Raw genomic sequence first — 26,103 nt, 5'->3', positions numbered from 1 at the left:
AGATATGGTTAGTCCAAAATTACAAGCTTTTATACCTCTTTTTTATTTGGTTTGGTCCGATGATCTTCTAACTATAAAAGAGTTTCAAACCCTTGCTTCTTTTATTAAAAATCAAGATTGGTTAAACCAAGAAGAAAAAGAGTATCTTTTATCGAATATAGATCGATCCAATCCACCTTCTCGTGAAACTATTTCTAATTGGAATGAAAAAATTCGAAAAAGTATTTTAAAAAATCCATCTATAGCATCTAGTTTTGATGTTGCCAAAATGCTTTCCAATAATGAAGCACAAATTGTTTCGTTAAAACCTTATTTTTTAAAGATTGAGAATGATTTAGGCTATTTAAGTGAAGAAGTAATTAGTACATTTAAAACAACAGTAGATACTTTTACTTCTAAAAATAATACCCTTTCACAGTTTGATGTAACTAAACTTACTACTGTTCTTGATGGAAATCAAGTAGGTATTATCAACAAGGTAAAAACTGTAATTTCAAGACCTGAATTTGCTTATGAATATGGACAAGATATTACTGCATACCGAAATAAAGTTTACGATTGGTGTAAAATTTTGGCTAAAGAAAATTTCGGAAATAAAGCCTATCCTAAAGAATATGGAGGTGGAAATGACATTGAAGCCTATTTTGCGATTATGGAAACCTTAAGTTATCACGATTTAAGTTTGGTTATTAAATTTGGAGTTCAATTTGGATTGTGGGGTATGAGTGTCTATTCTTTAGGAACCAAAAAGCATTATGAAAAATATTTAAAAAATATTGGAGACTTGACTTTACCAGGTTGTTTTGCGATGACAGAAACACATCACGGCTCCAATGTGAAAGGATTAGAAACGACTGCAACATATAATCATAAAGACAAAACTTTTAGTATTCATACACCACATCCGAAGGCTCAGAAGGAATATATAGGTAATGCAGCTTTACATGGTCAAATGGCTACGGTATTTGCTAAATTGATAATTGATGATCATGATTATGGTGTAAATGCTTTTATTGTGCCTTTAAGAGACAGTGTTGGAAATATGGTAAAAGGGGTTACCATTGGCGATTGTGGTCACAAGATGGGATTAAATGGAGTTGATAATGGAACGATTCGTTTTGATCAAGTGATAATTCCAAAAGAAAATATGTTAGATCGTTTTGCTTCTGTAAATGAAAATGGAGCATTTGAAAGTCCTATTCCAAGTGATAATCGACGTTTTTTTACGATGTTAGGAACTTTGGTAGGTGGACGTATTGGTATTCCAAGATCTGCTTTGTCTGCTGCCAAGTCAGGAATAACTATTGCTATTAAATATGCTGATCAAAGACGACAATTTGGTCCAGATGGAGGGTCGGAAGTTCCTATTTTAAATTATCGTATGCACCAACGAAGATTATTTCCGCATTTGGCTACCATTTATGCGACTCATTTTGGATTGCACTATTTGACCCGTCGCTTTTTAGAGAAAAACGAAGAAGAAATGCAAGAAATTGAAGCTTTGGCCGCGGGTTTAAAAGCCTATTCTACATGGAGTACAACGGCTATCTTACAAGAATGTAGAGAAGCATGTGGAGGGAAAGGTTATTTGTCGGAGAATAGAATTGATGATTTAAAAAACGATACTGAAATCTATACTACTTTTGAAGGGGATAATACAGTTTTAATGCAGTTAGTGGCTAAAAACCGATTGTCAGAATTTAGAAAAGAATTTGGTAAAATGAATTCTTTAGGAATAATCAATTATGTTTTTGAAAATGCAAAGACGGCACTCTCTGAAAAAAATCCAATTGTTACACGAACCACCGAAGCTGCTCATTTATTGGATTTTGAATTTCATTTACAGGCATTTCAATATCGAGAAAAAACGATTTTAGCTTCTGCCGCTAAACGAATAAAAAGATTAATCGATGAAGGACTAGAACCTTACGATGCTTTTAATGTAGTGCAACATCATATGATTGAAGTCGCTCAAGCCTATCTAGAAAGAATACTTTTGGAGCAATTTCATGAGAAAATTTCTCAAGTTCAAGATCAAGCAATACAAGCTGTTTTGAAACAGTTGGCCCAATTGTTTGCGCTTTCAGTAATTGAGAAAAATAAGGCTTGGTATTTAGAGGAAGGGTATATGGAACCAGTGAAAACAAAAGCTATTCGAAAAATGGTAAATCAATTGTGTTGGGAAATTCGTCCAAATGCGGTTGGTCTTGTGGATGCCTTTGCAATTCCTGATAGCTGTTTGGCAGCACCTATTGTTTTTCAAAACTAATTTTTTAGATTGTGTTGGTCTAAAAAGAAATGGATATTTTATTTAATTGTAAAATTTAGTTTAGATTAGCTAAATAAAAAATGAAAATATGAAATGTTTTAACCATACACATAAAGAGGCACTCGGTATTTGTAAAAATTGTAGTAAAGGTATTTGTGAAGATTGTTTAACTTAAGTCAAGAATGGAATTGCTTGTACTTCTTCTTGTATAGATGAAGTTAATCAAATTAATTTATTAATAAATAAAAATAAAGAAAATCTAAATTTTGCATCTAAGAATCATCAGAAGGCTGCCTTTATTTATTTAGGTTTTGGATTGGTTTTTATTGTTTTCGGTATTACTACAGAGGGTCTTACATGGTTTTTAACAACAATAGGTTTTATTTTTATAATTGGAGCAATTTTTAGTTTTACCAATGCAAAAAAGTTAAAAAATAGTTTGTAAGCACTGGAAAATCTATTGTTTAATTTTTTCATCCAATTCTTTATCGTAAAAAAACAAAAACATGCTTCCCATCATATCTTGATGGGTCGATGAGGTATTATCAACTTCTAAAACGAGTTCGTAATCATGATTTTTATAAAGCCATACTCCTTCTCTGGAACTAAAAGGTGTAACTTCAAGTAACCCTGTTTTGTTTTTATAATTCGAAATCGGACTTTGAAATACATTTTTTTGAGCAGTTCTATCATATAAGGCAATAGAAGTTGCAAAAGGATGTACATGTATAGCTGAAAAATGCAAGCTAAGACTATCTTTTAAGTCTAATTGTTCAGATATATTGCTTCTATAGGTGTTTTTCCCTTTGGGAATGACCCAATGACCTGAAAGCATATTCCCTTCTTTATCCATGTAACTGTGATTTTTTGTTTCTACGGGAATACATTGATTGGTTCCCGGATCTAAAGGCTCTTCAAAAGGATTATTTTTATTGTAGGGTAATTGTATATAAACGGTTTTACTTAATAATGGTTTTTGCGATCCATCATATTTTTCATGCGAAATTAAAATTTCATGTTTTATTTTTATGAAAATGGAAGGAAAGTTATGATTTAGTGCTTGAGAAGTGATATAGAGGTAGTCATTGCCTTTAATGGGTATTCCAAAGCCTTCTGGATATTTGTATTTTTCAAATCCATTAGATAAAGATGTGAGTCTAGGATATTGTTTACCAATACGATCTTCTAAGTGCCATTGGGTGTAATAATTCACATCGTTTAAATCCACATTCATATGACAAATGAAATCTTTAGAAATAGGTTCATTCGTTTGGGCATCAATAGCGCTCACTTCAAAACCAGTAATCCAAAGTAAATCATTCTCTTGGCTTAGTTGAATATATCTGGATGATTTTGGACCTTCCATAGATTTATAAATCGCATCTATTAAAAAAGTAGGAGAATGCATTTTGTATTCGTTCTCCTGTTTCTCAACTTTCCAATTACTGTCTACCAATCCAAAAGTATATAATAGTTTCGTTTTTAGTATCGCTTGATGACGAGTGGATAAAAAAGAATAAACGGTAATCCCAAAAACGCTTGAAAAAATAAAAGTAAAGGCTAAATATTTATATATCTTTGATTTTATTATCATTTTATAAAAGAATAACAACAAAAATAAGTGAAATGAGTATACAATCGAAAAACAAGCAAAGAATTTTTGGTTTAGATGTTGTTAGAGCACTAGCTATTATATTGGTGTTATTTTCTCATGTGTATTATTTAATTGATCTTAATCATCCTTCCATTATAGCTTTAAGTGGTTTAATTGGATTTACAGGTGTTGAGTTGTTTTTTGTTTTAAGTGGTTTTCTTATTGGTTCCATTTTATTAAAAAATTATGTAGAGCACAATTTTACAAAAAAAGATCTTTTTGTATTTCTAAAAAGAAGATGGTTTCGGACACTACCATCGTATTATTTAGTATTGTTTCTCAATATAATCCTTGCACTATTTATGGGCTATTCTCTTGAAAATATATGGAGGTATTTTTTCTTTCTTCAAAATTTTTCAGCGTATTATATTACCATTTTTAGTGAATCTTGGAGTTTGTCTATTGAAGAATTTACGTATATTTTGTCTCCAGTAATATTGTTTATAGTTGGGAAAATTTGGAATTATAATAGAAAGATAAGTTTTTTACTTATAACACTTTTACTGTTGTTTTTTTTTAATGGAGTGCGCTATTTCTATTATTTAAATAGTTCCATAAACGATATGGATCAATGGAATACCCAATTGAAGTTAATTGTAATTTATCGTGTGGATGCTATAATAATTGGTTTTTTAGTGGCTTGGATTCATTATTATTATGGAAATCTTCTTAAAAAATATAGTGTTTATCTATTTATTATTGCAGTTCATTTGTATTTTCTACAATTTGTAGTATTTAATGTATATGGATTTGATATTCATACCCAACCCTTATATTTTAGAGTTTTTTATTTTACATTTTGTGCTTTTACTTTTGCTATGGGTTTGCCTGTTTTTATTTACTGGGAAAAGGCCAACTTTAAAATTTCTAAAATCTTTACGGGTATCAGTAAAATATCTTATAGTATGTATTTATTGCATTATAGTATTATTACTGTAATTCTTAAAAAAATGCTTTATGACAAATATATTATTCTTTCAAATATTCTTGTTATTGTACTATATTTTTTAGGGACGTTTGTTTTTTCTTATTTTTTATATCGTTTTTATGAAAAACCTTTGATGCAATTAAGAGATAAATAAGTGTTATTAGCATTCTAAAGTTACATTTTTTATAAGCCAAATAAAAAATTGCAATTGTAAATTCTTATTTTTTGCTTAAATCTAGTACGATAACGTTTTAGTAATTTTGATAATTTAATAATTTTTGTTTCTTAAATTAAGAATTTAGTAAAAAATACTATAAAAAATTATTTTTTTTGAATTTTCATCATTAAAAATGCGTAATTGAGAATAATATTTAGTAGAAATTAAGGTTTTATTAAAAATTTTTAAATCTCGTTAAGATTCACTAAATTTGTGTCACTTTTAAAAACTAACAAAAAATAATTATACTAGTATGGCTTTTGATATTGAAATGATTGAAAAAGTGTACGCTACAATGGCAGAACGTGTGGATAAAGCGCGTGAGCTTGTGGGTCGTCCACTTACATTATCTGAGAAAATTTTATATTCGCATTTGTGGGAGAAAATGCCTACACAAGCGTACACAAGAGGAAAAGATTATGTTGATTTTGCACCAGATAGAGTAGCTTGTCAAGATGCGACTGCACAAATGGCCTTATTACAATTTATGCATGCAGGTAAAAAAAACGTAGCTGTCCCAACAACAGTTCACTGTGATCACTTAATTCAAGCAAAGGTTGGTGCTGAGGCAGATTTGTCAAGAGCAAAATCACAATCTAGCGAAGTTTTCGATTTTTTATCTTCCGTTTCTAATAAATATGGAATTGGTTTTTGGAAACCAGGTTCTGGAATTATTCATCAAATTGTTTTAGAAAATTATGCTTTTCCAGGAGGAATGATGATTGGTACTGATTCTCACACAGTAAATGCAGGAGGATTAGGTATGCTAGCAATTGGTGTTGGTGGAGCTGATGCTGTAGATGTAATGGCTGGAATGTCTTGGGAATTGAAATTTCCAAAATTGATTGGAGTAAAATTAACGGGAAAATTAAACGGTTGGACTGCTCCTAAAGATGTTATTCTTAAGGTGGCTGATATTCTTACTGTTAAAGGAGGAACTGGTGCTATTGTTGAATATTTTGGAGAAGGCGCAGAATCAATGTCGTGTACAGGTAAAGGTACTATCTGTAATATGGGTGCAGAAATAGGCGCTACAACTTCTACTTTCGGATATGATGATTCAATGCGTCGTTATCTAAACGCTACAGATCGTCAAGATGTGGTTAAAGCTGCGGATAAAGTTGCTGCATATTTAACAGCTGATAAAGAAGTATATGCTGATCCTGCTCAATATTTCGATCAATTAATTGAAATCAACTTGTCAGAATTAGAACCACATATTAACGGACCATTTACCCCAGATAGAGGAACACCAGTTTCTAAAATGAAAGAAGAAGCTGCAGCTAATGGTTGGCCAATAAAAGTAGAGTGGGGATTAATCGGCTCTTGTACTAATTCATCTTACGAAGATATGACCCGTGCTGCTTCAATAGTAGAACAAGCGGTTGCTCATGGTATTTCTCCAAAAGCTGAATTTGGTATCAATCCTGGTTCAGAGCAAATTCGTTACACTATCGAAAGAGATGGTATTATCGCAACTTTTGAGAAAATGGGTACAAAAGTATTTACGAATGCTTGTGGACCATGTATCGGACAATGGGATAGAGAAGGTGCTGATAAAGAAGAAAAAAATACAATTGTTCACTCGTTTAATAGAAACTTCTCTAAACGTGCTGACGGTAATCCAAATACACATGCTTTTGTAACTTCTCCAGAAATGGTTGCTGCATTAGCTATTTCAGGAAGATTAGATTTCAATCCATTAACAGATACATTGGTAAACGATAAAGGAGAAGAAGTAAAATTAAATCCACCAAAAGGGGATGAATTACCAAATAAAGGTTTTGATGTGGAAGATGCTGGTTTTCAAGCTCCTGCTGAAGATGGTTCAAATGTTGAAGTCGTAGTTTCTCCAACATCTGAACGTTTACAATTACTAGCTCCATTTGCTCCTTGGGACGGTCAAAATATTACGGGTGCTAAATTATTAATTAAAGCATTTGGTAAATGTACTACAGACCACATTTCAATGGCTGGACCTTGGTTGCGTTTCAGAGGACATTTAGATAATATTTCTAACAATATGTTAATTGGTGCTGTAAATGCATACAATCAGGAAACAAATAAAGTTAAAAATCAATTAACAGGAGGTTATGATGCAGTTCCTGCAGTACAAAGAGCCTATAAAGCTGCTGGTGTTCCATCAATTGTGGTAGGAGATCACAATTATGGAGAAGGTTCTTCTCGTGAGCACGCTGCTATGGAACCTCGTTTCTTAGGTGTTAAGGCTGTATTAGTAAAATCTTTTGCACGTATTCATGAAACAAACCTTAAAAAACAAGGGATGTTAGGCTTAACATTTGCTAATGAGGCCGATTATGATAAAATTCAAGAAGATGATACGATTAACTTCTTAGATTTAACTGAATTTGCACCTGGAAAACCATTAACTATTGAATTCGTTCACGCTGATGGAACTAAAGATGTAATTTTAGCAAATCATACGTATAATGAAGGTCAAATTGAATGGTTTAAAGCGGGTTCAGCCTTAAACTTAATAGCTGCTGGAAAAGCATAGTATTCAATTTTTTTAATAAATTCAAAAGCTCCAATAAAATTGGAGCTTTTTTTATCGTATCTGCTGGATTGTAAAAAAGCAATCTTCACTGGTACCTAAAATAGAAACAGAAACTAAATCACTAACAATTTCGAAAATTAGGGTGTCTCCTGTTGTTAATTCAATCAGAGATTCCACTTGTCTTACTGGTGGTGTTACATTCGTTGAAAGAACGCTTATATTAGCAAAGCTGTTTCGGTTTACAACTGTTCCGTTTTTGGTGATGGCTACACCAAAATTTGTCGCCACACCTACTGTTGAATTGGATTTAATCTGAACTTTTATGGCATAAATACCGTCTTGTTTAGCTGTGAAAGTATTCGTTGTCGTATTAAATTCTGCATTGGCATCAAATTGAATAAAATCAAACGGAATTTTTACTCTATTGGATAGCAAATTTAAATTGACTAAAGAACTACTAGAAAACTGTCCTTTAATGACTGTTTTAAGATAACTGTTTACAACCGTTTTTGAGGATACTCGTTTTGAATTACCTACATTATCTACCACAATTATAGAATCTTTTGCTGCTGTCAAATTGGTTGTTAAAGTTGTACTTCTAATTCGTAAATCACCATTAATATCCAAAGTAGCGGTAGGATTAGTGGTTTCAATTCCTACTTGTGCATAGATGCAGGTAGTAAATAAAAAAAGGATAATTAAGATACAATTTTTCATGATTTTTTGCTTTTGATTGTTTCCTGTAAAATTAAAAAGCAAACTTGTTAAACTTTGATAGATTTATTGTGTAAAATGTTAATTTATATCCTTTTGAAAATAGTTAAATTGTAGTAAAATACTTTAGGAATTGTATAGTATTTTATATCTAAAGAGAAGTTAATTTTAAAAATTAATTGAATAATAACAAATTGATAAAATTTACACTTTAAAAATTGATTTTTGATTGCAAAACACCTTTTTTATTTTCTTTTTCTTAACTCTATTTTGAATAAAAAATTGTAATTTAACAAAAAAAAATGGCAATAATTCATGTAGCAGCTGAATGTTTTCCAATTGCTAAAGTGGGAGGTTTAGCAGATGTGGTAGGTGCACTACCCAAATTTCAGAATCAAAATAATCAAAAGGCAGAAGTAATCATGCCTTTTTATAATTTGCCATTTCTACAAAATCAGCAATTTAAGAACCTATATGATGATGAATTACCTTTAAACGGAAAAAAATATTCTTTTACAATCAAACAACTTAAAAGCGATATTGGATTTCCTCTCTATTTAGTAGACATTCCTGAATTACTATATACCGATTATGTATATTCCCAAAATGACACCCTTCGTTTTCTAGCTTTTCAAATAGCTACATTAAAATGGATTGCTACTTGGGAAATACAACCTGAAATAGTACATGTTCATGATCACCATACTGGATTAATTCCTTTTATGATGACACAATGTTATCAGTTTGATACTTTAAAAATGATTCCCACTGTTTTTACCATTCACAATGCACAATATCAAGGTTGGTTTTCTCATAATCATATAGAATGGATCCCAAAATTTGATTTTTCTAAAGTGGGTTTGTTAGACTGGAATGGAACGATAAATCCAATGGCTGCCGCAATAAAATGTGCTTGGGCAGTTACAACGGTTTCTCCTTCATACATGGAAGAATTAAAATTAAAAGCAAACGGATTAGAACAATTATTGCAACATGAATCCGCAAAATGTTCTGGCATCTTAAATGGAATCGATACAGAGGTTTGGAACCCTGAAACGGATAGCTATCTTAAAAAGAATTATAAAAAAACAAGTTGGACAACAGGCAAACGCGCCAATAAAAATTGGTTGTGTGAAAACTATGATTTAGACAAAGAGCGTCCCCTAATCGCATTTATAGGACGATTTGTTGAAGATAAAGGTTGCGATTTATTTGCTACATTTTTTTCCAGCTATTTATCCGATGCAGAGTTGTCAGTTCTTATTTTAGGTTCTGGGAATCCTAAAATAGAGTCTGAGTTAACCCAACTAAATACTGTTTTTAAAGGAAAATATCACTATGTTTCAGGATATAACGAAGCTTTGTCTCATGTTATTTATGCGGGTGCTGATTTTTTACTGATGCCTTCTAGAGTAGAACCCTGTGGTTTGAACCAAATGTATTCGTTACGATATGGAACTATTCCTATTGTAAATAGTGTAGGTGGTTTAAAAGATACAATTATTGATTATCAAGAACCTAATGGTTTTGGAATCGTAATGGAAGAGGTTAGTCTTACTTCGATACAAACTGCTATTAATCGAAGTTTGCAAGTTTTTGAAAATCAATTAGTTGTTAAGCGAATTAGAAATCAAATTATGAAGATTGACCATTCTTGGTTGGCTTCTGCTAGAAAATACCAACAACTCTATAAAAAATTAAAAAAGTAACGTATGTTTTCAGAAAAAGTCGTTTCGATTATTTTAGGTGGTGGACAAGGTTCCCGATTGTATCCTTTAACAGACAACAGGTCTAAACCAGCAGTTCCTATAGCTGGTGAATATCGATTAGTAGATGTACCTATTTCAAATTGTATTAATTCCAATTTTAAACGCATATTTGTATTAACGCAATTCAATTCGGCTTCATTAAACAGGCATATAAAAAATACGTATCATTTTAGTTTTTTTAGCTCCGCTTTTGTGGATGTATTAGCTGCAGAACAAACTCCAATGAGTCAAAAATGGTTCCAAGGTACGGCAGACGCTGTCAGACAAAGTATGCACCATTTTTTAAAGCATGATTTTGAATATTTTTTAATTTTATCGGGTGACCAATTGTATCAAATGGATTTCCAATTAATGTTGGATAACCATATCGAAAAGAAAGCAGAAATTTCCATAGCAACTATTCCAGTAAATGCCAAAGATGCCACTGGTTTTGGTATTATGAAAACAGATACTAACAATAGTATTACTTCTTTTATAGAAAAGCCAAGTAAAGATTTACTTTCCGATTGGAAATCTGCTGTAAGTAAAGAAATGGAAGAGGAAGGAAGAGAATATTTAGCCTCGATGGGAATTTATATTTTCAATCGCGACTTATTAGTGAAACTAATGGAAAACCAAGATACCATTGATTTTGGTAAAGAAATTATTCCACAATCAATTCATACCAATAAAGTGGTGAGTTATCAGTTTGAGGGTTATTGGACTGATATTGGTAACATTGAATCTTTCTTTAAAGCCAATTTAGGTTTAGCCGATGATTTTCCACAATTTGATTTATACAACAGAACCAAAAGGATTTATACTAACGCTCGTATGTTACCTACTTCAAAGGTTTCTGGAACTCAAATGTATAAAGCAGTTGTAGCTTCGGGTTGTATTATTAATGCAGAAAAAATTGAATATTCTGTCATTGGTATTCGTTCTAAAATTGAAAGTGGCTCCACTGTTATTAATACCTACATGATGGGAAGTGATTTTTATCAGGCTTTAGAAGAAATTCTCGATGATAACATTGTAAACATGGGTATTGGAAAAAACTGCTATATTAAAAATGCAATTTTAGATAAAAACTGTTGTATTGGTGATCATGTTAAAATTGAAGGTGGACCCCATTTGGAAGATGTCGATACGCCTACTTATACAGTTAGAGACGGAATTGTTATTGTGAAAAAAGGTGCGATTATTCCATCCAACTTTACAATTTAATATGGGGAAGGTTGTTGTACATAGTCTCTTTAGTGAATTTGATATTGATTTATTCAAATCAGGTAAACATTATCGGTTGTATGAAAAACTAGGTTCTCACATAATAGATGTAAATGGAGAACAAGGAACTTATTTTGCAGTTTGGGCACCAAATGCTTTTCGCGTTTCTGTTGTTGGTGATTTTAATTATTGGAATGAAGAAGAACATCTTTTAAATGTTCGATGGGATTCGTCTGGTATTTGGGAAGGATTCATACCTCATGTAGGTAAAGGTAGTGTGTATAAATATGCGATTCATTCCAATCTTGCTTCTGAAAAAATTGAAAAAGCAGATCCGTTTGCCAAACGTTGTGAACATCCACCTAAAACGGGTTCTATCGTTTGGGAAGAAGCCTACGTTTGGAACGATCAAAATTGGATGCAGGAAAGAGCAAGTAAGAATAATTTGCAAGCTCCATTTTCTGTGTATGAAGTACATTTGACCTCTTGGAAACGAAAAGTAGAAGAAAACCGTTCCTTATCTTATTTTGAATTAGCGAATGAATTAGTGAAGTATGTGAAAAAAATGCACTTTACTCATGTAGAGTTCATGCCGATAATGGAATATCCTTATGACCCTTCTTGGGGTTACCAAATTACAGGATATTTCGCACCCACATCTCGTTTAGGGTATCCCGAAGAATTTAAATATTTAGTAGATGCTTTTCACAAAGAAGGAATTGGGGTAATCCTAGATTGGGTACCTTCTCATTTTCCAGAAGACGCACACGGTTTAGGGAGATTTGATGGGTCTTGTTTATATGAACATCCTGATCTTAAAAAAGGATACCATCCCGATTGGAAAAGCCTTATTTTTAACTACGGAAGAAATGAAGTTCGTGCCTTTTTAATTAGCAATGCTTTATTTTGGTTAGACCAATATCACATAGACGGTCTTCGAGTGGATGCTGTGGCTTCTATGATTTATTTGAATTATTCTAGAAAAGAAGGAGAATGGGAACCCAATATTTTTGGTGGAAATGAAAATTTAGAAGCGATAAGCTTTTTAAAAGAGCTCAATGAAACCGTATATTGGAATTACCCTGATGTTCAAACTATAGCTGAGGAATCGACAGCTTTTCCAATGGTTTCTAAACCTACATCCATGGGTGGTTTAGGTTTTGGTATGAAATGGATGATGGGTTGGATGCACGATACGTTGCATTATTTTAATAAAGATACCATTTATCGAAAGTACCATCAAAATGAAATCACTTTTAGCTTAACTTATGCTTTTAGTGAAAATTTTATGCTACCGTTATCCCATGATGAGGTCGTTTATGGAAAGAAATCAATTATTGGAAGAATGCCAGGTGATGAGTGGCAACGATTTGCCAATTTAAGAGTTTTGTATGGGTATATGTTTACACATCCTGGCACAAAATTACTATTTATGGGAAATGAAATTGCGCAATATGAAGAATGGAATTTTCAATCGAGCCTCGACTGGAATTTATTGGATTTTTTCCCTCATATCCATTTTCAACAATACATAGCTGATCTAAACTTGTTGTACAAAGAAAACAAAGCGTTGTATGAAATTCCTTTTACACAGGAGGGTTTTGAATGGATTAGTTATGATGATACTGAAAATAGTGTGATTTCGTATTATAGAAAAGGCAATGATGAAAGCAATCGATTAGTAGTGGTTTGTAATTTTTCAACGAATCCACTTCAAAAGTATAGAATTGGAGTTTGTAAAGAAGGAATTTTAAAAGAAATTTTTAATAGTGATGCTTTCAAATATGGAGGAAGTAATGCTGTAAATGAGCATGAAATCACTACAGAGCATTTTTTCTTTCACAATCAAACGTTTTCGTTCATAACTTCTTTGCCTCCTTTAGGAATTTCAGTATATAAATATAAATAATTTGCTATTTTAGAGGATAGTAATAAATGATTGTAAAAAAAGTAAGTCATGATTTTAAATACAGAGTTAGAACATAAAGGGAATCTTTTTCCAGACAAAATTGTTTCCTTTAAGAAAGATGTTGATAAAATTTACTTTTATACAGCGAACAATGTTGTTTTACAAGTAACCGTAATAAGAGATAGTGTATTGCGTTTCCGATTTACAACTGTGGGTTCTTTTAGTAGGGATTTTTCCTATGCTATTTCATCTCAAGCTAGTAGAGGGTATAATCAATTAGATATTACCGAAACTACGGAAAGCTATGAAATTAGTACTTCAAAAATAATCTGTGTTATTTCTAAAAAAGATCTAAAAACAGTATTGTATGATGCTGTTGATAAAACCTTAATTTGTCAGGATGAATTAGGATTTCATTGGGAAGAAAGTTATGAATTAGGCGGTGATATTGTGAAAATGTCTAAGCATTCTGAAACCAGTGAGAGTTTTTATGGTTTAGGCGACAAACCTTGTCAAAATAATTTAAAAGGAAAACGTTTTGAAAATTGGGTAACCGATTCCTATGCATTTGGAAAAGATACCGATCCAATATATAAAGCCATACCGTTTTATATTGGTTTGCACTCTAAAAAAGCCTACGGAATTTTCTTTGATAATACTTTCAAAACCTATTTCGATTTTTGCCATGAAAGAAGAAGTGTAACCAGTTTTTGGGCTATGGGTGGCGAAATGAATTACTACTTTATTTATGGTCCTGAAATGAATGATGTAATTGCTAATTATACCGATTTAACAGGTCGTCCTAAACATTTACCGCCGTTATGGGCACTAGGATACCATCAATGTAAATGGAGTTATTTCCCAGAAGCCAAAGTAAAGGAAGTTACACAAAAATTCAGAGAACTTAAAATTCCTTGCGATGCCATCTACCTCGATATCGATTATATGGATGGTTTTCGTTGTTTTACTTGGAATAAAGACTATTTTCCAGATCCTAAACGAATGGTGGCCGAATTGGCCGAAGATGGTTTTAAAACTATTGTTATTATAGATCCAGGAATTAAAATCGATCCAGATTATTGGGTCTTCCAAGAAGGATTAGAAAATAAATATTTTTGTAAACGCGCAGATGGACCCTATGTAAAAGGAAAAGTTTGGCCAGGGGAATGTTATTTTCCCGATTTTACCAATCCAAAAGTGAGAGAATGGTGGGCCGATCTTTTTAAAGAACTAATTGAAGAAATTGGGGTAAAAGGGGTTTGGAACGATATGAACGAGCCAGCTGTAATGGATGTGCCAGGAAAATCTTTTCCAGATGATGTGAGACACAACTACGATGGTTCCAATTGTAGCCATAGAAAAGCACATAACATTTATGGGATGCAAATGGCTCGTGCTACTTATCACGGCTTGAAAAAGTTTTCCTATCCAAAACGGCCTTTTGTAATTACGCGTGCGGCTTATTCGGGAACCCAGCGTTATACTTCAACTTGGACAGGCGATAATGTAGCAACTTGGGAACATTTACAAATTGCCAATGCGCAAGCTCAACGAATGAGCCTTTCTGGTTTTTCATTTGTAGGTTCCGATATAGGTGGTTTTGCAGAACAACCGAATGGCGAATTGTATGCAAGATGGATTCAACTTGGAGTGTTTCACCCGTTTTGTAGAACCCATTCTTCTGGTGATCATGGCGATCAAGAACCGTATGCTTTTGGTACTAATATTACTGATATCGTACGTAAGTTTATCGAAATTCGCTATCAATTATTACCGTATTTATATACCGCATTTTGGAAATACATAGAAGAAGGAGTGCCTATTATTAAATCTTTGGTTGTTTATGACCAAGAAGACCAGCAAACCTATTTCCGAAATGACGAATTTATTTATGGGGATAGTATTTTAGTTTGTCCTATAGTAGAACCCAATTCAAAAGGAAGAAGAATGTATTTTCCGAAAGGCAAATGGTATAATTTTTTCAACAACGAATCAATTGAAGGTGGAGAAGAAAAATGGGTCGATGCCGATATAGATACTTTACCCATTTATGTAAAAGAAGGGGCTATTATTCCAAAATATCCAATCCAACAATATGTAGGAGAGTTAGAAATTACCGAATTAAAAATTGATGTCTATTACAAACTAGGTAAAGAATCTTCCATGGTATATGAAGATGGTCAAGACGGTTACGATTATATGAAAGGACGTTATAGTATTCGCAATTTCAATTTGGTTGGAAAAGAAGACGTTTTAATTATTCAACAATTTAAATCGGGGAAATTTACGACCTCATATGAAATTATTGAACTGAATATTATTGGTCTGCCTTTTGAAAAAGGTATAGTAGAGGTAGACAATGAAATTATTGATTATTCAGCCATTCAATCCAATATTGTTAGAGCTAGAAAAGATTTTACCGAAATTAGAATTTACAATAAATACTGCGAAATCCCTTTGAAAGAGTAAATTAATTAGTTTTTTGAGAAGCATAAAATAGATCTTTAAGTGGTATCATCTCCCGTTATTCACTGTATCTTTTTATTGGTTTCGCCTTGGAAATTTTTAATAAAGCAAAACAAATAAAGGGATGCTGTTACACACGAGCAAAGCGAACTGACGAAGTAATCAAAACAAAACCTTATTAGAAAAATAACCCGAGAATACTAAAAGATAGTTCGCTCTTATTTAAAAATTAATGTAATTAAAACAAAATTAAAATGGCAAAAAATGATTTTTGGAAAACCGTATCAAATTATATGAGTTTTAAATTGATGTTAGTATTATTAATCCTGCTTTTTTTAGTTTTAGTATTTATATGGAAGGCTATTTTTGGCCAATAATAATGTTGGCTTACTTTGATAGTGATTTCTATTCTCTAACATCCAAAAAGTAGTTAATTAAATGATAAATATGCTCTAGAATCTCTGGAGCATTTTTTTATTGTAATAATATCAGTATTTTTGATATACTAAAATTATTGCTAATGAGTTCCATTTGGTATTTTGAAGATGTCAACCTATTTAATATCATGTGTCCGCACAAATATAAAGATGCAGGACACAGTCATTCGTCTAAAAATTACAAAAAAAATGATATTATTTATACGGAAGACGATACTGCTGATAAAATATACCTTGTCAGTAATGGTAAGATAAAAATTGGTTACATCAACGAAGAAGGAGAGGAGGTCATATCAGCAATTTTATCAAAAGGAGAAATTTTTGGGGAGAAAGCAATTCTTGGAGAAGAAAAAAGGAACGAATTTGCATTGGCACTCGAAAATAACACTACAATTTGTCCTATCGCTGCCGATGAAATGCTCGAATTAATTAGAGGAAACCGTGAACTCAGCTTGAAAATTTATAAGTTTATTGGTTTTAGACTAAAACGATTGGAACGCAGGTTGAAATTGTTATTGTTTAAAGATACTAAAACACGATTGAAAGAATACTTGAATGAACTCGCTTTGGATTATGGGTATAAAAATGCAGTTTCTGGAGATACCGTTATCAAACATCCTTTTACACAAAGAGAAATTGCTTCTCTAATAGGTACGTCTCGACCTACTTTAAATATTTTAATTAACGAACTTCAAGAGGAAGGATACTTGCAATTTGATCGAAAAGAAATTATTCTTAAAAAGCACCATTAAATCATTAAGGTAAATCGATAATTACATTATACTTTTTAAGTAAATCTAAAGCTGCTTTAGATTTATAATCGAAAGAACTTTCCTGATGAATTCTTTTTTTGTTTTGTTCAATGCGTCGTAAGGCATCAAAAAAACGTCTTACTTCTTGTAAATCGGATAAAATTAAATGTGGAACCGAAGTGGTTTTACCTGATTCATCTTTGGCCACCATGGTAAAATAACTCGAATTACAATGTTTCACAACTCCCGTTTGAATGTTTTCTGAAACCACTCGAATGCCTACTACCATAGACGTGTTACCTACATAATTTACAGAGGCTTTTAGGGTAACCAATTCCCCAATTTCAATAGGATTTAAAAAGTCAACTTTATCTACTGAGGCAGTAACACAATAACAACCAGAATATCTAGAGGCACTGGCAAAGGCAATTTGATCCATTAACTGTAATAAATAACCACCGTGTATTTTACCACTAAAATTAGTATGTGAAGGAAGCATCAATTCGCTTAAAGTAACTTTTGAAGCTTCAACAGTATTCGATTCTTTTTTCTTATTCATTCTCTTTATAAATCCCAAGGGTTAATTTTCCGTTACTATCTATGGCTGCTCGATACATGCCAGGCGTGTTGAATTCCATAACAATAGTTCCTTTTTTATCCAAAGCAATAATACCACCAGTACCTCCTAATTGCGTCAGTTTCTTCTGAATAACTTCTTGGCTTGCTTTTTCTAAAGTTCTTTTTTTATAATCCATTAAAGCAGCAATATCATAGGCGACTACATTGCGTATAAAGAATTCGCCCCAACCTGTAGCAGAAACACCACAAGTGCTATTATTAGCATAGGTTCCAGCACCTATAATTGGAGCATCACCAATACGTCCCCATTTTTTATTGGTCATGCCACCCGTTGAGGTTCCAGCAGCAATGTTTCCATTTTTATCCAAAGCTACACAACCCACAGTTCCATATTTTGAATCTTTTATTGTAGGATCGTAAAATTCAGCTTTGTCATCGTGGTCTAATTCTATTTTTTCTTTTTCTTTAGCTCGTAATAAAGATTGGTATCTGTTTTCAACATAAAAATAGGAAGGATCTACTAGTTCTAAACCATTTTGCGCGGCAAAAAAATCGGCTCCTTCTCTTGCTAATAGTACATGTTCCGATTTTTCCATAACAGTTCGTGCCAAAGTAATAGGGTTTTTAACTGTGGTTACTCCTGCGATAGCTCCTGCTTTTAAAGATTTGCCATCCATAATGGATGCATCCAATTCATTTTTGCCTTGGTTGGTAAAAACTGCACCTTTGCCTGCATTAAATAAAGGGGAATCTTCCAAAACACGTATTGTTTTTTCTACAGCATCTAAACTACTACCTCCATTTTGTAAAATTTTGTAACCGGTTCGAACAGCTTCTTCAAGCTTTTTTTTGTATTCTTGTTCTAATTCTGGAGTCAGATTTTCTTTTAAAATAGTACCTGCTCCACCATGGATAACAATGGCAATCTTGTTAGTTGAAGTGGGTGATGGATTTGTTTCACCTGATTTGCATTGGGAAAAAGCAACTAGAAATATTAAAAATACAATTCGTTTCATTATTCACCATTGTTAAAATAAGGAGATGTTTCTTTTTCTACTTTAGTAATAAAATAGCGGGTGTCTCCCCACCAAAAGAAGGTACGTAAACGTTCCACATATTCCACTTTTACAAACTTTCCTTGTAAATTTTTTAAGCTATCAATTACTGGTTGTTGATTGTCTAAAACGGAAAACTTGAAAATTTGAGCTCCAGAAATACCTTGACTAATTTCGCCTTCCCAAGTTTTTACAAAGTAGCCTTTTTTACTGATTTTTATTAATTCTCCAGAACGCACTCCTTCACTATAGGGAACATAATAAATATAGGTCATGTAGCTAACTAGTGTTAGAATTGCCAGTAAAATACTGAAAAAAATAATTTTTTTAAATGTGGTCATAATTTATTCGTTTTCAATGATGGAATTGATTTCATTTTCTGAAGCTCTTTTCAAAACACTTTCTGGAAGTGCTTTTTTAGCTTTGGCTCCCATTTTTTTAAGTTTTTCTACGCTCACCACAAGGTTTCCTTTTCCGTCTACTAATTTGTTCATGGCATTCCCGTATTCTGATTTGGCTTCGTCCATTTTTTTACCAATTTTAATTAAATCAGATACAAAGCCTTCAAATTTATCGTACAAAGCACCCGCTTGTCGTGCAATTTCAATGGCATTTTCTTGTTGTTTTTGATTGGTCCACATACTGTCAATCGTACGTAAAGTAGCTAATAGTGTAGCAGGTGTGACAATCACAATGTTTTTTTCAAATGCTTTGTTGTATAAGGTGCTATCTTCATTAAGTGCCAATGCGAATGCGGGTTCAATTGGAATGAAAAGCAACACAAAATCGGGACTTTCCATCTGGTAAATATCCTGATAGTTTTTATCACTCAATTGGTCAACATGTCTTTTTACTGAAGTAACATGCTCTTTTAAAATGATACTTTTAGCGGTTTCATCTTCTTCATTTACATAACGTTCGTAAGCAGTTAAAGAAACCTTTGAGTCAATGACCATTTTTTTACCATCTGGAAGGTTGATAATCACATCGGGCATGATTCTTCCGCCTTCTTGACTCGTAAAACTTTGTTGTACTTCATATTCACGTCCTTTTTCCAAACCTGATTTTTCCAAAACCCGTTCTAATACTAGTTCGCCCCAATTTCCTTGCATTTTGCTATCTCCTTTTAAAGCTTTGGTCAAATTAACCGTTTCTTTCGACATTTTATCATTCATTTCTCTTAGACCTAAAATTTGTTGACGCAAAGCGGCATGATAATCAATGCTTTCTTTATGGGTGTCTTCTACTTTCTTTTCAAACAACTGAATTTTTTCTTGTAACGGATTCAAGATAATTTTCAAGTTTTCTTTATTTTGTTCTGTAAACTTTGTAGTTTTTTCCTCTAAGATTTTGTTAGCCAAATTTTCAAATTCTTTGGTAAACTTCTCCTGAAGCTCGTTTACTTCTTGTTTTTGTTCTTTATTTCGTTCTAATAAATTATCAAAATCGTTTTCTTTTTTGGCTAAATGAATGGCTAATGCTTCTTTCTCTTTTTGAAGATTTTCTTTTTCACTTACAACTTGCGCTAAAGTTTTTTCAAATTGTAATTTTTCGGCTAACAATTGATTTTTTACTTCTTCCATTTGGTTTACCAAACCTGAAACCCTTTCTTCTAAAGAAGATTTTTCGGCTTGAGCTTGGGTTTTAGAAAGCAATTTGCCAAGGTAAAAACCTATGGCTAAAGCGAGAATAAATACGGCTAATACTAAAATAATTTGTGACATATACATTAAGAAATTTCAATTGTAAATTTAAGGAATTAATTCAACTTTAAAATCAGAATTCATATAAATTGAATACTGTATTTTTGCTGTAAATTCAAAAAAATGCATCACCAACATTTTATGCTTCATAAACCGCATGGCTATTTGAGTCAGTTTATTTATGAATTGAAAAGAAAAAAGAAGTTATTAGGCGAATTGTATCCTTTTCCAGAAGGTACTATGGCAATAGGGAGACTTGATGAAGATTCAGAAGGGTTGCTCTTACTTACAACAGACGGAAAAGTAAGTGAACAAGTGCGAAGTAAAACTGTTGAAAAAGAATATTATGCTCAAGTGGATGGTATTGTTACCGATGAAGCCGTGCAACTATTGCAAAAAGGAGTAGAAATAGGCGTAAACGGTTCAAAATATACCACCTTGCCTTGTAAAGCGAAACGAATTGAAACGATTCCTTCTTTTATTGGACCAGGTAAAAAAATAAGAGATGAACGACACGGACCTACTTCTTGGGTTTCCATAACGGTTACCGAAGGGAAATTTCGTCAAGTAAGAAAAATGACTGCGGCTGTTGGTTTTCCAACTTTGCGATTGATACGAGTTCGAGTAGGAAAAATGTATTTAGAAGGAATGCCAACTGGTGCTGTTCAAGAAGTTCAAGAAATTGTTTTATAAAAAAATCCCTTCTTCTGGAAGGGATATTTATGGTTTAATTGAAAATTTCTGTAAAAAAATCTTTCATTGCTTGCCAACTTCTTTTGTCGGCTAATTCATTATAAGCAGCGCCTTTGCTATTATCAGTATCTAAATCTTTGTGGGTAAACGCATGAACCGCATTTGAATACATATTCATTTGCCAAACAGCTTTTCCAATTTTCATTTCGTCTTGGAAAGCTAACACTTCTTTTTGAGGTACATAAGGATCATCAGCTCCATGAAGTACTAATATTTTTGGAGTAATGACTTCCGTTTGACGCATGGGATCTTTTCCTAAACCACCGTGAAAAGAAACTACTCCTTTTACTTTTAAATTACCTCTTGCTGCTTCTAAAGCTCCAGTTCCACCAAAACAATACCCAATAACTGCAATTTCATCTGGATTTGCTCCTTGTTTCACCAATTGATCAATAGCCAATTGAATTCTTTTTTGGTAATCTTTATAATTGTTTTTAAAATAACCAGCTAATTTTCCTGCTTCAGTAGTATTGCTGGGTGTATTGCCTACACCATAAATGTCAGCTACAAAAGCATGATACCCTAATGCAGCTAAATTTTCAGCAGACTCTTTAGCATGTGCATCGATACCCATCCAAGCAGGTAAGATGATAACTCCGATGTTTTTTGGGTTAGCCACAGTTGCTTTAGCAAAAAAGCCTTCTAATTTTTGACCGCCATCAGTATAGGCAACTGATTTTAATTGAGCATTCATAGAGAAACTAATAAGGGAGATAACAAGAATTATATATTTTTTCATGGATTAATTTTTTTTATAAAATTACTAAATACTTTAGTTATTTGGGTTACCAAATGAGGAAAATAATTTTAGAGCTAAATGATTTTAAATTTGCCAATCGTTTTATCGAAAGTAATAGCTTCATTTTGAAACAATTCGTTAAAAACATTTTGTTCAATTAAATTACAAGGCTGATCTTTTACTAGTTTATTAGGTGTTAAAACAATCATTTCATCACACAATTGAATGGCTAAATCAATATCATGAGTAGAATATAAAATTGTTTTATTCGTTTCTTGAGTAAGTTTTTTTAAAAGTTTTATTAAGGAAACTTTATGTAATAAATCGAGATGTGTGGTAGGTTCGTCTAAAATAATGATAGCCGTATCTTGTGCTAAAGCTCTTGTTATTAAAGCTTTTTGAAGTTGACCATCACTTATTTCATAATGTTTTTTGTCTATAAAACTTTCTATTCCAGTTAATGCAATAGCATGATCAATTTTTTCTTTATCTTCATTTGTTAAGGTACCTAACCAATTGGTATACGGTTGTCTGCCAAGAGCCACAATTTCATAAACCGTTAAATTACTTGGTGGCAAATGTTCGGTTAAAACAATGCTTAATTCTTGCGCTAATAAGTTGGGATTGTAATTTTTTAGCGGCTTACCCTGTAATATTATTTCCCCTTTTAAAGGAGGAATAATACCTGTTAGTGTTTTTAATAGTGTGGATTTACCTATACCATTAGCACCAATAAGTGCTACCAATTGGCCTGCTTCTAACTGAATATTGCAACATTCAATAATGGTTTTAGCTTCATTTTTATGCGTGTAACCGATAGATAAATTGGTACTATATAAAACAGTAGGTGTCATTGAAAAAGACTAATTGTTGTTTTGCAAAGTTAAAGGTTTTTAAAGATATATGATATTATCTGGTCTTGTAGTGTTATTATGATTTATAATTAAATCATAATAATCCTCAATTAATACACGTGCAACAGAGACTTCTTTTTCAAATAAGAAAGTTGAAATACTTTTTTCCATATTTTCATCTGCGTCTAAAAGAATTTGAATTCTATTTTTAATTTCTGAGAGCTCTTCTTCTGTAATTGGGAATGCATGCCTAGGTACAGTTAAGGTAAGTCCGAATGCTAAATCTTCAGCAGAAGTATAACCCCAATATTCATAGATATCTTCTTTATCAATTTCTTTATCAATTAAAAGATTAATCTGATCTATTATATCATCCATTTTTTTTACATTAAAATCATCGAAAGCCTCATCAAATTTTGAGAGGAGATCTAATACTTTTGGGAATAATTGTTCCGATTTTTCAATATTGGGTTCTAGTTCTTTCCTAAATTTCATAAGTAATAGTTAGTTTACTTTTTAAGTATTTTCTATAACTATAAATTTAATCAAATGAATGAGTATAAATAATTAGTTAGTATAACAAATATAATTTGTTTAATCAAAACTATAGTTTAACGCGAAAGAAAAAATGGAGATGAACAAAGTTACTTAATCATTTTTTAGGTTGGTAATAAAGAATAATAGCTCCATTTGTAAAAGTTTTGTGTTTTACTAAATTAAAAACCATGCGTTCGTTGATGTTTTCAAATAAGGATAAACCTTTACCTTCAACCATTGGATGAATGCAAAGTTGGAGTTCATCAATTAAATTTAGTTGTAAAAGTGCAATTATCAAACTGCGACTTCCAACAAGAATAGCTTTTCCAGATTGTTTTTTTAACGCAATTACTTCTTCTTTTAAATTATTTTGTGATAAGGAAGCACTTTTCCAATTGATTTCTTTAAGCGTATTTGAAAAAACAATTTTTGGAATGGTATCAATAGCCAGCGCAAATTCATTCATAGTTTTTTCTTCGGATGGATTTTCTAAAATAGTTTGCCAATACGTCATTAACTCATAGGTTTTTCTACCATAAAGAATGGCATCCCCTTTTTGTAATAGTTCCGTATAATGCATATGTATTGCTTCATCAGGAATTCCTGCTGTATGATCGCAAATACCGTCTATGGTCATGTTAAGCGCTCCAATTATTTTTCTCATAAATACGGTATTGTTTTTATATTTCTTTCTTGGCGGTTACAACTGTATGGATATCGAATTCGGTTTCTGAAATTTTATATGGCACTTTAAAAATTGTAATTTCATTAAATTTAGAGTTACTAAGTTGCGTTTTTACATTTTCCAAATCATGATAATAAAAAAATACACGACCACCATTTCCCACTTTAAATTCTGATTTTTCAGATTCCCCTTCTACAAAACTTAAATAGAGTAACCCCTTTTCGTTTAATAAATTGTAAGCATTAGTTATAAGTTCGGTTGTATCTTTAGGTGACAAATACGGTAAGCAAAACCCCACAACAATACCATCAAACTTTTCTTCAAGAGTAGAAATTGCTCTCGAGTCCATAACTTCAAATTTTGCAGTCGGATTATTTTGTTTGGCTAATTCAATCATGTTGGGAGCAATATCAATGCCAAAAATTTCAAAATCAGGTCTTTTGGTTAACAAATACTTTGTGATATTTCCAGGACCACAACCTATTTCCAAAAGTTTTGATTTAGGATTCTTAATGGCATTACAGATGTAATCGTAGGTATCGTTGTAAATGTCTAAATCCATAAACTTATCTTGATAGAGCGCTGCAATATTATTCCATGTTTGATAGGTTTCTTTGTATTTGTCCATGAGTTGCATTGTATTTGTTTTAAAAATACATTTTTATTTGTAAAATAGAATAATTTGTAGGGTATTATTCCTTAATCTCTTGCAGGAATAATTTGTTTGTCCAATAGGTTTCCATTTTTATCAAAAGCCAATAAATAGGTTGCTTTGCTTAAGTCTACAGGTACTTCCAGTTTTTTGCCAGATGTAACTATTGTTGTAAAATACGGTATTTTTTTGCTGTAATCGTATGGGTTTTTAATTTCATTTCCCAAGAGCAAAGCGATTTGAATATCAGTCTTTGTATTATTTTGGTATTCATAGGCACTAAAAGGATCTTCAATTGGTTCTTTTGTATTGTTATTTAATACTAAGTAATCCACAGCATTCCATCGGGTATCTTTAAAATTTTTACTATTGAGGATTCCATAGTTGTAATCAATTTCATTTCTGTAAGCATTTAAATGAGTTTGGCTGATGGTTAGAGGATCAATTTGGTATTTATTTTTAAAAACAGTAGCCATCCATTCTTTTCCTTGACTAGTTGGTTTTTCTAAGATATGATCAATTCCTGCAAGTACGACAACTTTCGCATTTGGGTCGATTAAAAAGCTTTTGTTGTAGATGTTTTCGGCTTGACCTACTTCTCGGTCTTGATTAGTGTCCGTATTTTCGTAAGCGATAAATCGAAAGTCTAATGCTTTCGCTTTTCGAATGAGATTTGAAAAATTTTGTTCACTGGTATAAAAACCAGTTTCTAAAGTAGGATAGGAGTTGGGTACATTTAAAAGGCTATCTTGTTTTGTGTTTAACGCTTCCAAAGCCAAATAGTGGTAACCAATGGCTTTTAGTTTTTCCAATACATCTGAAACCAATTTTCTATGATTTGGATAAAAATGATTTTCATTAATCATTATCATGCGATGTTTTTTGGCTTCTTGAAGTATAGTATCCAAAGCTTGCGCATTATAAACTGTTTTTTCTTTAATCGTTTTAACAACTGTATCGTTGGGTTTAAATCTGGATTCGAGTTGACTTAAATACGTATTGTAAAGCTTATTTTTCCCTAGAAAGGAAGAAAAAGTCAATTGCATTTGAAGTTTTGACCATTCTTCTTGTTTATCATAAGAAGGAAAATCACTAATTTCTTGAAGTGCGGTATAAAATTTATTGGAAAGCTGGTATTTTTGTACAACATCAAAAATGGTTTGAATTTGCTTTCTATAGGTAGGTCCTACTTCAAGACTTTTAAAACAATTTTTCAAATCTATTTCCAAGGTTTTCTTGGCATTTTTTTCAAGAGCGTTACCAATAAAACGAATGGTTTGATTTTCTACTAAAGTATCAAAAACCACTAGCTCTTTGGAATAGTTGGAAAGTTTGTTTTCTGAAACCGTTACAAAATATTCGTAAGGAGGATCATTGGTGCTGCCATAAATTAAAACAGGATCAGCTAGTTTAATTTTTGAATTGCGAATGCGCTTTTTTAATTCTTTTGTGTCGGTTACATAAGAAATATCTGCAGGAGTTTTAAAGTAGAGTTGTAAAGAATCATTTTGTATATGAATGCTATAATTCCTGATATAATGATTTTGTTCAAAATACGGGCTTATTTTTGGGGTACAACTTATGATAACTAAAAATAGGATTGCGTAAACTATTTGTTTCATGTTTTTATTTTTAAATCCTTACCAATGTAGATTTAATTTCTGTTTTATTACAAATATATTCAAATTGCTAATAGCTTTTAAAAGA

21 protein-coding genes are annotated in these 26,103 nt (G+C 32.1%); 9 read left to right on the top strand and 12 right to left on the bottom strand.

Annotated elements, in window-relative coordinates:
• Positions 1 to 4 precede the first annotated feature (4 nt).
• On the top strand, positions 5 to 2,269 hold the full coding sequence (locus NHF47_RS14805; protein WP_252765661.1) for an acyl-CoA dehydrogenase: 2,265 nt from the start codon (positions 5 to 7) through the stop codon (positions 2,267 to 2,269).
• A 457-nt stretch (positions 2,270 to 2,726) separates the two neighbouring features.
• Here NHF47_RS14805 and NHF47_RS14800 read toward each other — a convergent pair whose 3' ends face one another.
• Positions 2,727 to 3,863: a hypothetical protein gene (locus NHF47_RS14800; RefSeq protein WP_252765660.1), complete on the bottom strand. Its 1,137-nt coding sequence runs from the start codon at positions 3,861 to 3,863 to the stop codon at positions 2,727 to 2,729.
• A 32-nt stretch (positions 3,864 to 3,895) separates the two neighbouring features.
• Between NHF47_RS14800 and NHF47_RS14795 the strand changes: the two genes are divergently transcribed.
• Both NHF47_RS14795 and NHF47_RS14790 read left to right on the top strand, forming a co-directional pair.
• Positions 3,896 to 5,005, top strand: a complete 1,110-nt coding sequence (locus NHF47_RS14795) for an acyltransferase (protein ID WP_252765659.1) — start codon at positions 3,896 to 3,898, stop codon at positions 5,003 to 5,005.
• Positions 5,006 to 5,321: 316 nt separating this feature from the next.
• On the top strand, positions 5,322 to 7,586 hold the full coding sequence (locus NHF47_RS14790) for an aconitate hydratase (protein ID WP_252765658.1): 2,265 nt from the start codon (positions 5,322 to 5,324) through the stop codon (positions 7,584 to 7,586).
• Positions 7,587 to 7,637: 51 nt separating this feature from the next.
• Here the strand turns inward: NHF47_RS14790 and NHF47_RS14785 are convergent, their stop codons facing one another.
• Entirely contained in the window at positions 7,638 to 8,303 is a 666-nt protein-coding gene (locus NHF47_RS14785) for a hypothetical protein (protein WP_252765657.1), read from the bottom strand.
• Positions 8,304 to 8,602: 299 nt separating this feature from the next.
• On the opposite strand from NHF47_RS14785, the gene NHF47_RS14780 reads away from it, so the two are divergent.
• From NHF47_RS14780 to NHF47_RS14760, 5 genes are all read left to right on the top strand, one after another.
• Positions 8,603 to 10,009, top strand: coding sequence for a glycogen synthase (locus NHF47_RS14780; RefSeq protein ID WP_252765656.1), 1,407 nt, complete (start codon positions 8,603 to 8,605; stop codon positions 10,007 to 10,009).
• 3 nt (positions 10,010 to 10,012) lie between these two features.
• Positions 10,013 to 11,275, top strand: a complete 1,263-nt coding sequence (locus tag NHF47_RS14775) for a glucose-1-phosphate adenylyltransferase (RefSeq protein ID WP_252765655.1) — start codon at positions 10,013 to 10,015, stop codon at positions 11,273 to 11,275.
• A gap of 1 nt (position 11,276) precedes the next feature.
• Positions 11,277 to 13,184, top strand: a complete 1,908-nt coding sequence (glgB, locus tag NHF47_RS14770) for a 1,4-alpha-glucan branching protein GlgB (protein WP_252765654.1) — start codon at positions 11,277 to 11,279, stop codon at positions 13,182 to 13,184.
• A 48-nt stretch (positions 13,185 to 13,232) separates the two neighbouring features.
• Positions 13,233 to 15,653 carry a glycoside hydrolase family 31 protein gene (locus tag NHF47_RS14765; protein WP_252765653.1) on the top strand — a complete coding sequence of 807 codons (2,421 nt, stop codon included), beginning with the start codon at positions 13,233 to 13,235 and terminating at the stop codon, positions 15,651 to 15,653.
• Positions 15,654 to 16,170: 517 nt separating this feature from the next.
• Complete coding sequence (locus tag NHF47_RS14760) at positions 16,171 to 16,839, top strand: Crp/Fnr family transcriptional regulator (protein ID WP_252765652.1); 669 nt, start codon at positions 16,171 to 16,173, stop codon at positions 16,837 to 16,839.
• Between the two features lie 4 nt (positions 16,840 to 16,843).
• On the opposite strand, the gene NHF47_RS14755 is transcribed toward NHF47_RS14760, so the two are convergent.
• Genes NHF47_RS14755 through rmuC form a run of 4 tightly spaced genes read right to left on the bottom strand, consistent with a single transcriptional unit; the run spans position 16,844 to position 20,197 of the window.
• A complete protein-coding gene (locus NHF47_RS14755; protein WP_252765651.1) occupies positions 16,844 to 17,398 on the bottom strand; it encodes an acyl-CoA thioesterase in 555 nt (184 codons plus the stop codon).
• Positions 17,391 to 18,434, bottom strand: a complete 1,044-nt coding sequence (locus tag NHF47_RS14750) for an isoaspartyl peptidase/L-asparaginase family protein (protein WP_252765650.1) — start codon at positions 18,432 to 18,434, stop codon at positions 17,391 to 17,393. The genes NHF47_RS14755 and NHF47_RS14750 overlap by 8 nt, the downstream gene beginning before the upstream one ends.
• Positions 18,434 to 18,814, bottom strand: a complete 381-nt coding sequence (locus NHF47_RS14745; RefSeq protein ID WP_252765649.1) for a 6-phosphogluconate dehydrogenase — start codon at positions 18,812 to 18,814, stop codon at positions 18,434 to 18,436. Before NHF47_RS14745 ends, NHF47_RS14750 begins: the two co-directional genes overlap by 1 nt.
• 3 nt (positions 18,815 to 18,817) lie before the next feature.
• Entirely contained in the window at positions 18,818 to 20,197 is a 1,380-nt protein-coding gene (rmuC, locus tag NHF47_RS14740; RefSeq protein WP_252765648.1) for a DNA recombination protein RmuC, read from the bottom strand.
• Between the two features lie 102 nt (positions 20,198 to 20,299).
• Between rmuC and NHF47_RS14735 the strand changes: the two genes are divergently transcribed.
• Positions 20,300 to 20,869 (top strand): pseudouridine synthase, encoded by a 570-nt coding sequence (locus tag NHF47_RS14735; RefSeq protein WP_252765647.1) that lies wholly within the window; start codon positions 20,300 to 20,302, stop codon positions 20,867 to 20,869.
• A 34-nt stretch (positions 20,870 to 20,903) separates the two neighbouring features.
• On the opposite strand, the gene NHF47_RS14730 is transcribed toward NHF47_RS14735, so the two are convergent.
• The 6 genes from NHF47_RS14730 to NHF47_RS14705 form a co-directional block, all read right to left on the bottom strand.
• On the bottom strand, positions 20,904 to 21,668 hold the full coding sequence (locus tag NHF47_RS14730) for a dienelactone hydrolase family protein (protein WP_252765646.1): 765 nt from the start codon (positions 21,666 to 21,668) through the stop codon (positions 20,904 to 20,906).
• Between the two features lie 74 nt (positions 21,669 to 21,742).
• Positions 21,743 to 22,522 carry an ABC transporter ATP-binding protein gene (locus NHF47_RS14725; protein ID WP_252765645.1) on the bottom strand — a complete coding sequence of 260 codons (780 nt, stop codon included), beginning with the start codon at positions 22,520 to 22,522 and terminating at the stop codon, positions 21,743 to 21,745.
• A 39-nt stretch (positions 22,523 to 22,561) separates the two neighbouring features.
• Entirely contained in the window at positions 22,562 to 23,017 is a 456-nt protein-coding gene (locus NHF47_RS14720) for a hypothetical protein (protein WP_252765644.1), read from the bottom strand.
• A gap of 157 nt (positions 23,018 to 23,174) precedes the next feature.
• On the bottom strand, positions 23,175 to 23,723 hold the full coding sequence (locus NHF47_RS14715; protein ID WP_252765643.1) for a dihydrofolate reductase family protein: 549 nt from the start codon (positions 23,721 to 23,723) through the stop codon (positions 23,175 to 23,177).
• A 16-nt stretch (positions 23,724 to 23,739) separates the two neighbouring features.
• Complete coding sequence (locus tag NHF47_RS14710) at positions 23,740 to 24,372, bottom strand: trans-aconitate 2-methyltransferase (RefSeq protein WP_252765642.1); 633 nt, start codon at positions 24,370 to 24,372, stop codon at positions 23,740 to 23,742.
• A 71-nt stretch (positions 24,373 to 24,443) separates the two neighbouring features.
• Positions 24,444 to 26,018 (bottom strand): hypothetical protein, encoded by a 1,575-nt coding sequence (locus NHF47_RS14705; protein WP_252765641.1) that lies wholly within the window; start codon positions 26,016 to 26,018, stop codon positions 24,444 to 24,446.
• Positions 26,019 to 26,103 lie beyond the last annotated feature (85 nt).

Source organism: Flavobacterium sp. NRK F7, assembly GCF_024054195.1.
GTDB lineage: Bacteria > Bacteroidota > Bacteroidia > Flavobacteriales > Flavobacteriaceae > Flavobacterium.
Note: the sequence above shows the minus strand (reverse complement) of the source record. Positions and strands in the feature narration are given on the sequence as shown.